Annotated in this window: 5 protein-coding genes; 4 read left to right on the top strand and 1 reads right to left on the bottom strand. The window is 71.1% G+C overall.

Annotation, left to right across the window (positions count from 1 at the left end; all coding sequences use genetic code 11):
- The 4 genes from ACZ6B1_RS12710 to glgB form a co-directional block, all read left to right on the top strand.
- Positions 1-1,005: alpha-amylase family glycosyl hydrolase (locus ACZ6B1_RS12710; RefSeq protein ID WP_468777437.1), on the top strand; the 1,005-nt coding region annotated here is incomplete at its 5' end.
- Positions 1,002-2,702: a maltose alpha-D-glucosyltransferase gene (gene treS / locus ACZ6B1_RS12705; protein ID WP_468777435.1), complete on the top strand. Its 1,701-nt coding sequence runs from the start codon at positions 1,002-1,004 to the stop codon at positions 2,700-2,702. The genes ACZ6B1_RS12710 and treS, both read left to right, overlap by 4 nt.
- Positions 2,703-2,796: 94 nt before the next feature.
- A complete protein-coding gene (locus ACZ6B1_RS12700) occupies positions 2,797-4,242 on the top strand; it encodes a maltokinase N-terminal cap-like domain-containing protein (protein WP_468777433.1) in 1,446 nt (481 codons plus the stop codon).
- Entirely contained in the window at positions 4,239-6,578 is a 2,340-nt protein-coding gene (gene glgB, locus ACZ6B1_RS12695) for a 1,4-alpha-glucan branching enzyme (protein ID WP_468777431.1), read from the top strand. The genes ACZ6B1_RS12700 and glgB overlap by 4 nt, the downstream gene beginning before the upstream one ends.
- A gap of 42 nt (positions 6,579-6,620) precedes the next feature.
- Here the strand turns inward: glgB and ACZ6B1_RS12690 are convergent, their stop codons facing one another.
- Positions 6,621-8,837, bottom strand: coding sequence for a HelD family protein (locus ACZ6B1_RS12690; RefSeq protein WP_468777429.1), 2,217 nt, complete (start codon positions 8,835-8,837; stop codon positions 6,621-6,623).
- Between the last annotated feature and the right edge of the window lie 55 nt (positions 8,838-8,892).

Below are 8,892 nucleotides of genomic sequence, written 5' to 3'. Positions count from 1 at the left end.
AAGAAGTACCAGGACATCTACCCCGTCGCGTTCGACGCGGACATGGACGGCCTGGTCGCCGAGACGGTGCGGATCCTGCGGCACTGGATGGACCACGGGGTGCGGATCTTCCGCGTCGACAACCCGCACACCAAACCGGTGGTGTTCTGGGAGCGGGTCATCGGCGAGATCAACCGCGCCGACCCCGACGTCGTCTTCCTCGCCGAGGCCTTCACCCGGCCCGCGATGATGCACACCCTGGCCCAGATCGGCTTCCAGCAGTCGTACACCTACTTCACCTGGCGCAACACCAAGCAGGAGCTCACGGAGTACCTGACCGAGCTGTCGGGCGAGGCGGCCGCCTGGATGCGGCCGAACTTCTTCGCCAACACCCCCGACATCCTGCACGGCTACCTCCAGCACGGCGGCCGCCCCGCCTTCGAGGTCCGCGCCGTGCTCGCCGCGACCCTCTCCCCCGCCTGGGGCATCTACAGCGGCTACGAACTCTGCGAGAACACCCCGTTCAGGGAGGGCAGCGAGGAATACCTCGACTCGGAGAAGTACCAGCTCAAACCCCGCGACTGGGCGGCCGCCGCACGCGAGGGCCGCACCATCGCCCCCCTCATCACCCGGCTCAACACCATCAGGCGCGCGAACCCGGCTCTGCGGCAGTTGCGCGACCTCCACTTCCACCACGCCGACAAGGACGCGGTGATCGCCTACTCGAAGCGGAGCGGATCGAACACGGTTCTGGTGGTCGCCAACCTCGACCCCCACCACACCCAGGAAGGCACGGTCTCGTTGGACATGCCGCAACTCGGCCTGGAATGGCACGAGTCGACGCCGGTGCGCGACCTGCTCACCGGCGACACCTATCACTGGGGCAGGGCCAGTTACGTGCGCCTCGGTCCGGGCGGCGCGCATGTGCTGGCCGTCGGCCGGGAGTCCGGGGAACGTCCACCGGGTGAGCACAGCCAGGTTCTGCGACCGTCCACCCCGCCGACCGGAGGGTCACCGGCCATATGATCGTCAACGAGCCCGTCCCGGACACCTTCGAGGACACCCCCGCCAAGGACCGGCATCCGGATTGGTTCAAGAGCGCCGTCTTCTACGAGGTCCTGGTCCGCTCCTTCCAGGACAGCAACGGCGACGGCATCGGCGACCTCAAGGGCCTGACCGCCAAACTCGACTACCTCCAGTGGCTCGGCGTCGACTGCCTCTGGCTGCCGCCCTTCTTCAAGTCCCCCTTGCGGGACGGCGGTTACGACGTCGCCGATTACACCGCGGTGCTCCCCGAGTTCGGTGACCTCGCCGATTTCGTGGAGTTCGTGGACGCGGCGCACCAGCGCGGCATGCGCGTCATCATCGACTTCGTCATGAACCACACCAGCGACCAGCACCCGTGGTTCCAGGAGTCGAGGAGGGACCCGGACGGTCCGTACGGGGACTACTACGTCTGGGCCGACGACGACAAGCAGTACCAGGACGCCCGGATCATCTTCGTCGACACCGAGGCCTCCAACTGGACGTACGACCCCGTACGCAAGCAGTACTACTGGCACCGCTTCTTCTCGCACCAGCCGGACCTCAACTACGAGAACCCGGCCGTGCAGGAGGAGATGATCTCCGCGCTGAAGTTCTGGCTGGACCTCGGCATCGACGGGTTCCGCCTGGACGCCGTGCCGTACCTGTACCAGCAGGAGGGCACCAACTGCGAGAACCTGCCGGCGACGCACCAGTTCCTGAAGCGGGTCCGCAAGGAGATCGACGCCCAGTACCCGGACACCGTGCTGCTGGCGGAGGCCAACCAGTGGCCCGAGGACGTGGTCGACTACTTCGGCGACTACACCTCCGGCGGCGACGAGTGCCACATGGCGTTCCACTTCCCCGTCATGCCGCGCATCTTCATGGCCGTACGCCGCGAGTCCCGCTACCCGGTATCGGAGATCCTCGCCAAGACCCCGGCGATCCCGTCGAACTGCCAGTGGGGCATCTTCCTGCGCAACCACGACGAGCTGACCCTGGAGATGGTCACCGACGAGGAACGCGACTACATGTGGGCCGAGTACGCCAAGGACCCGCGGATGCGCGCCAACATCGGTATCCGCCGCCGGCTCGCGCCCCTGCTCGACAACGACCGCAACCAGATCGAGCTGTTCACCGCCCTGCTGCTGTCGCTGCCCGGTTCGCCGATCCTGTACTACGGCGACGAGATCGGCATGGGCGACAACATCTGGCTCGGCGACCGCGACGCCGTCCGCACCCCCATGCAGTGGACCCCCGACCGCAACGCCGGCTTCTCGTCGTCCGATCCCGGGCGCCTGTTCCTGCCCACCATCATGGACCCGGTCTACGGCTACCAGGTCACCAACGTCGAGGCGTCCATGTCCTCCCCGTCCAGCCTGCTCCACTGGACGCGCCGCATGATCGAGATCCGCAAGCAGAACCCCGCCTTCGGGCTCGGGTCCTACACCGAACTGCAGTCCTCGAACCCGGCGGTGATCGCCTTCCTGCGCGAGTACGAGGACGACCTGGTGCTGTGCGTGCACAACTTCTCGCGGTTCGCACAGCCCACGGAACTGGACCTGCGGCGGTTCACCGGACGCCATCCGGTCGAGCTGTTCGGCGGGGTGCGGTTCCCGGCCATCGGTGAGCTGCCGTACTTGCTGACCCTCGCGGGCCACGGCTTCTACTGGTTCCGGCTGCGCCGGGACGCGGCGTAGTCCCACCGGGTGGGGCGGCAGGCGGTTTCCACCGCCCCACCCTGGGCACGCAACACTCACACCCCGACGATCCGGGGAAAGGAACGTGACGCCCATGGCGGAAACGGTCACCCCCTTCGGCACCGACCGCACGACCGGCCATCTCCTCACATCGCTCGATCCGCTGCTGCGCGAGTGGCTGCCCAGGCAGCGCTGGTTCGCGGGCAAGGGACGTCCGGTCACCGGGTTCACCCAGGTGGCCGTCACCGAACTGCTGCCTCCGGAAGGCCGGCTGGGCCTCTACCACCTGCTGCTGCGTGTTCACCAGCCCTCCGTACTGGGCGCGCCACCGCACCCCGGCGACTGTTACCAACTGCTGATAGGCGTGCGCGAGGCGCTGCCGCCCAGGCTGGCGCCCGCGCTCATCGGGCATGTGGAGCAGGGGCCGCTCGCCGGACGCACCGTGTACGAGGCCCTGTACGACCCCCGGCCCGCCGAGGTGCTCCTGGAGGCCCTGCGCACCCGGGCGCGCATCGGCGGGCTGCGGTTCGAGCGGGACCCGGACCAGGAGATCCGGGACGGCCTCGTACCCCGGCTGATGACCGCGGAGCAGTCCAACTCCTCGATCGTGTACGGAGATACGTTCATCCTGAAGCTGCTGCGCCGGGTGGTCCCGGGGGTCAACCCCGACCTGGAGATACCGCTCGCCCTGGCCCGTGAGGGCTGCGACCGGGTGCCCGCGCCGACGGCATGGCTGCTCGCCGGGCCGGACCCGGAGCCGTACGTCCTGGCCGTGCTCCAGCCGTTCCTCAACGGCGCGGACGACGGCTGGGAGCTGGCGCTGCGCGAACTGGCCAAGGGCGAGGACTTCGTCGCCGAGGCCCGGGCCCTCGGCCGGGCGACCGCCGAGGTGCACACCGCGCTGGCCCGCGCCCTGCCGACGGTCACCCTGGGCCAGGCCCAGCTCCGGCTGCTGGTGGACGGCATGACCGAGCGGCTGGAGGCGGCGGTGCGGGCGGTGCCGGCGCTGCTGCCGTACGAGCGCGGGCTGCGTTCCGCCTTCGAGGCGCTGGCGGAGCTGGCCGCCGAGGGGCACACCTGGACCGCCCAGCGCGTCCACGGCGATCTACACCTCGGCCAGTGCCTGCGCTCGCCGTCCGGGGGGACCGCCGACGCGTCGAGCGGTGGAGGGGCCTGGACGCTGATCGACTTCGAGGGCGAGCCCGCCCGGCCCCTGGCCGAGCGGCGCATGCCGCAGCCGCCGGTGCGGGACATCGCGGGGATGCTGCGCTCCTTCGACTACGCCGCCCACTCGGCGAGCCCGCCCGCGCCGGACTGGGCGCGACACTGCCGGGCCGCCTACTGCTCCGGGTACGCGGAGGTGGCGGGCCGCGACCCGCGCACCGACCCGGTGCTGCTGCGGGCCTACGAGACCGACAAGGCCGTCTACGAAGTCGTCTACGAGGCCCGTCACCGCCCCGAGTGGCTGCCCGTGCCCCTCGCGGCGGTCCGCCGCCTCGCCACGTCCGACCCGACCCTCGCCCGGGAGAACCGTCCGTGACGTCCAAGAAGTCAGCCACCTCGAAGAACAAGTCAGGCAAGAGCAAGACGGACAGGAGCAAGCCGGACAGGGCCAGGAGCGACCGGGCCGCGATCCCGGCCGCCCGCCGGCCCGAACCGCCGGACCGGCCGGGTCCGGCGGAGGTGGCGGTCTCCCCCGCGATCGACGCCGGTGACCGCGAGCGGCTGCTGCACGGCACGCACCACGCCCCGCACTCCGTGCTCGGCGCCCATCCCGTCCCAGGCGGTGTCGCCTTCCGGGCCTTCCGCCCCCACGCCCAGGCGGTCACCGTGGTCTCCGGGGACCTGCGGGCGGAGCTGCACGACGACGGCGACGGTTTCTTCTCCGGGCTGCTCCCGCTCACCGACGTCCCCGCCTACCGGCTGCTCGTCACGTACGACGGCGCCGTCCACGAGACGGAGGACGCCTACCGGTTCCTGCCCACGCTGGGCGAACTGGACCTGCACCTGATCGGCGAGGGCCGGCACGAGCAGCTCTGGCGGGCGCTCGGCGCGCACATCACGACGCACCAGGGGGTGACGGGCACCCGGTTCTCGGTCTGGGCCCCGAACGCGCGGGGCGTCCGGGTCGCCGGGACCTTCAACTTCTGGGACGCCGGGGCCTTCCCGATGCGCTCACTCGGCTCCTCGGGCGTCTGGGAACTGTTCGTGCCGGGCGTCGGCGAGGGCGAGCTGTACAAGTTCGAGATCACCCGCCCGGACGGCTCGCGCACCCTGCGGGCCGACCCGCTGGCCCGCCGCACCGAGGTCCCGCCCGCGACCTCCTCCATCGTGCACGCCTCGCACCACGAGTGGGGTGACTCCCAGTGGCTGGCACGGCGTGCCGACACCCCCGTCCACGAGGCGCCGTTCTCCGTGTACGAGGTCCATCTGCCCTCCTGGCGACCGGGGCTGACCTACCGGCAGCTCGCCGAGCAGCTCCCCGCCTACGTGACGGAGATGGGCTTCACCCATGTGGAGCTGATGCCGGTCGCCGAGCACCCGTTCGGCGGCTCCTGGGGCTACCAGGTCACCGGTTTCTACGCGCCCACGGCGCGCCTCGGCACCCCGGACGACTTCAAGTACCTGGTGGACCGCCTGCACCAGGCGGGCATCGGCGTGCTGATGGACTGGGTCCCGGCGCACTTCCCGCGCGACGCCTGGGCGCTGGCGGAGTTCGACGGACGGCCCCTGTACGAGCACCACGACCCGCTGCGCGCCGCCCACCCCGACTGGGGCACGCTGGAGTTCGACTTCGGCCGGCGCGAGGTGCGCAACTTCCTGGTGGCCAACGCGGTGTACTGGTGCGAGGAGTTCCACATCGACGGGCTGCGGGTGGACGCCGTCGCCTCGATGCTCTACCTGGACTACTCGCGCGAGCCCGGCCAGTGGACGCCGAACGAGCACGGCGGCCGGGAGAACCTGGACGCGGTCGCCTTCCTCCAGGAGATGAACGCCACGGTCTACCGGCGCTGCCCCGGGGTGGTGACCATCGCGGAGGAGTCGACGGCCTGGGACGGCGTCACCCGCCCCACCCACCACCAGGGCCCGAGCGGCTTCGGCGGCCTGGGCTTCGGGCTGAAGTGGAACATGGGCTGGATGCACGACTCGCTGGAGTACATGAGCCATGAGCCGGTGCACCGCAGCTACCACCACCCCGAGATGACCTTCTCGATGGTGTACGCGTACAGCGAGAACTACGTGCTGCCGATCTCCCACGACGAGGTCGTGCACGGCAAGCGGTCGCTGGTGTCGAAGATGCCGGGCGACTGGTGGCAGCAGCGCGCCAACCTGCGGGCCTACCTGGGCTTCATGTGGGCCCACCCGGGCAAGCAACTGCTCTTCATGGGGCAGGAGTTCGCCCAGGGAGCCGAGTGGTCCGAGGCACACGGTCCCGACTGGTGGCTGCTCGACCCGTCGTACGGCGCCGAGGGCGACCACCGGGGCGTGCGGGACCTGGTGCGGGACCTGAACGCCGGCTACCGGACCACACCGGCGCTGTGGCAGCGGGACACCGATCCGGCCGGCTTCCAGTGGGTCACCGGTGACGCGGTGGACGACAATGTCTTCGCGTTCCTGCGTCTGGACGCCGAGGGGAATCCGCTGCTCGCGGTGTCCCATCTGGCGCCGGTGGTGCGGCACGACTACCGGATCGGCGTGCCGGACGATGTTCCCGCGTGGGTGGAGGTGCTGAACAGTGACGCGGGGCGGTACGGCGGGAGTGACGTCGTCAATCCGGACGCGGTCAAGCCGGAGCCGCAGGGCGCGCACGGGCGTCCCGCAAGCATCCGGCTGACCCTGCCTCCGCTGGCCACGGTGTGGCTGCGGCCGGCGTGAACCTTCACCCCCGCCGCCTCTCACACACCGGCGGGGGGCTGATCACTCCTCCAGTCCGGCCGGCAGGTCGCCGGTGTGGAGTACGCCGAGGTGCTGGGTGGCGCGGGTGAGGGCCACGTAGAGGTCGCTCGTGCCGTAGCGGGCCGGTTCCACGACCAGCACCGAGTCGAACTCCAGGCCCTTCGACTGGCGGGGGTCGAGGAGGACGACGGTGTGGGTGAGGTCGGGTTCCGCGCCCGCCGTCACCCCGTCGAGCCGGGCGGCCAGCGTCCGGTGCAGGTCGCGCGGGGCGATGACCGCGAGCCTGCCTTCGGTGGGGGTGAGTTCGGCGACCGCCTTGGCGACCGCGCCGGGCAGGTCGCCGCCCGCGTCCCGCACCCAGGGCCGTGCCCCCGTCGAGCGCACCGAGCTCGGCGGCTCGAAGTCCGGGTTCTCGGCGCGGACCACGGCCGCGGCCAGGTCCATGATCTCGGCCGGGGTGCGGTAGTTGACGCCGAGCCGGGTGTGCTCCCAGCGGTCCTCGACGTAGGGGGCGAGGATGTCGGCCCAGGAGCCGACACCGGCCGCCTCGGCGGTCTGGGCCGGGTCGCCGACCAGGGTCATCGAACGGGTCGGGCTGCGCCGCATCAGCAGCCGCCAGGCCATCGGCGACAGCTCCTGGGCCTCGTCCACGATGATGTGGCCGAAGGCCCAGGTCCGGTCGGCCGCGGCCCGCTCCGCGGCGCTGCGGTGGTCGGCCTCCTCGTGCCGCTCGGCGAACCGTTCGGCGTCGATGATGTCGTGCGCGGACAGGACCTCGCTGTCCTCGTCCTCCTTGTCCTCGAACTCGTAGGTGCGGGAGGCGTAGGAGACGTCGAGCACGCCCTGGGCGTAGGCGACCTGCGTCTCCCGCTCGCGTTCGGCGCGGGCCCTGGCGATCCGGTCGTCCTCGCCGAGGAGCTCGGCCGCCTCGTCGAGGAGGGGTACGTCGGCGACGGTCCAGGCCCGGGTCACCGGGCGGCGGATCGCGTCGGCGTCGGCCCGGGGCAGGTAACCGTCCGGCTCGGCGAGGAAGTCGGCGACCAGCCGCCGCGGGGTGATCCGGGGCCACAGCAGGTCGATGGCGGACCAGACCTCGGGGTTCTCGGCGAGTTCGTCGCGGATCTGGGTGACGTCGGCGGGGTCCAGCAGGCTCCCGCCGTCGTACGGGTCGGTGCCCACGCGCTCGGCGTACAGCTCGGTGAGCGTGTTGAGGATGTGGCCCTCGAAGTACTCGCGGGCCGCGTTGTGCGGCAGCTTGGCGGCGCGGGTGCGCTCACGGGCGACGCTCACGAGTCCGTCGTCCAGCATCAGCACCTCGCGGTCGTGTTCGACGGTGACGACCGGGTCGGGCAGGGCCTGCCGGTCGCGTACGACGGCGGCGAGCACGTCGGCCATGTCGGCGCGGCCCTTCACGGCGGCCGCCTCGGGCGTGTCGGCGGCGGTGGCCCGTACGCCGGGGAACAGCTCGCCGACGGTGGCCAGCAGCACGCCGGTCTCGCCGAGGGAGGGCAGCACCTCGCCGATGTAGCCGAGGAAGGCGGGGTTGGGCCCGACGATGAGCACGGCGCGGCGGGCCAGCAGCTCCCGGTGCTCGTAGAGCAGGTAGGCCGCCCGGTGCAGCGCCACGGCGGTCTTGCCGGTGCCGGGGCCGCCCTCGACCACCAGCACCCCGCGGTGCGGGGCCCGGATGATCTCGTCCTGCTCGGCCTGGATGGTCTGCACGATGTCGCTCATCCGGCCGGTGCGCGCCGAGTTCAGCGCGGCCAGCAGGACGGCGTCGCCGCTCGGGTCCTCGTGGCCGGTGCGGGTGGCGTCACCGAGGTCGAGGATCTCGTCGTGCAGCGAGGTCACGGTCCGGCCCTCGGTGGTGAGGTGCCGGCGGCGGCGCAGTCCCATCGGGGTGTGGCCGGTGGCCAGGTAGAAGGGACGGGCGACGTCGGCCCGCCAGTCGATGAGGACCGGGGTGCGCTCGGCGTCGTCCTCGCGCAGCCCGATCCGGCCGATGTGATGGCTGACACCGGAGGTCAGGTCGATCCGGCCGAAGCAGAGCGAACCGTCCACCGCGTTCAGCGCGGCGAGCAGCCCGGAGCGCTCGGCGACCAGGATGTCCCGCTCCAGCCGGGCCTGCATGGGCTTGTCGCCCTGCGCGAGGGCGTCCGTGACCGAGTCCTCGGCCTCGCCGCGCAGTTCGTCGACGCGCGCGTACAGTCCGTCGATGAATTCCTGCTCGCGCCGCAATTCACCGTCTGGAAAATCGGTGTTTGACAATTCCGCTCCCGCCCGGATATACTCT

This window comes from Streptomyces sp. NPDC041129, assembly GCF_055592265.1.
The sequence above is the reverse complement of the archived record's forward strand: the minus strand, read 5'-3'. Positions and strand labels throughout refer to the sequence as shown.

Bases quoted from the DNA above. Each gene is read 5' to 3' on its own strand.
- treS (WP_468777435.1), top strand. From the start codon at position 1,002: ATGATCGTCAACGAGCCCGTCCCGGACACCTTCGAGGACACCCCCGCC.
- ACZ6B1_RS12700 (WP_468777433.1), top strand. From the start codon at position 2,797: ATGGCGGAAACGGTCACCCCCTTCGGCACCGACCGCACGACCGGCCAT.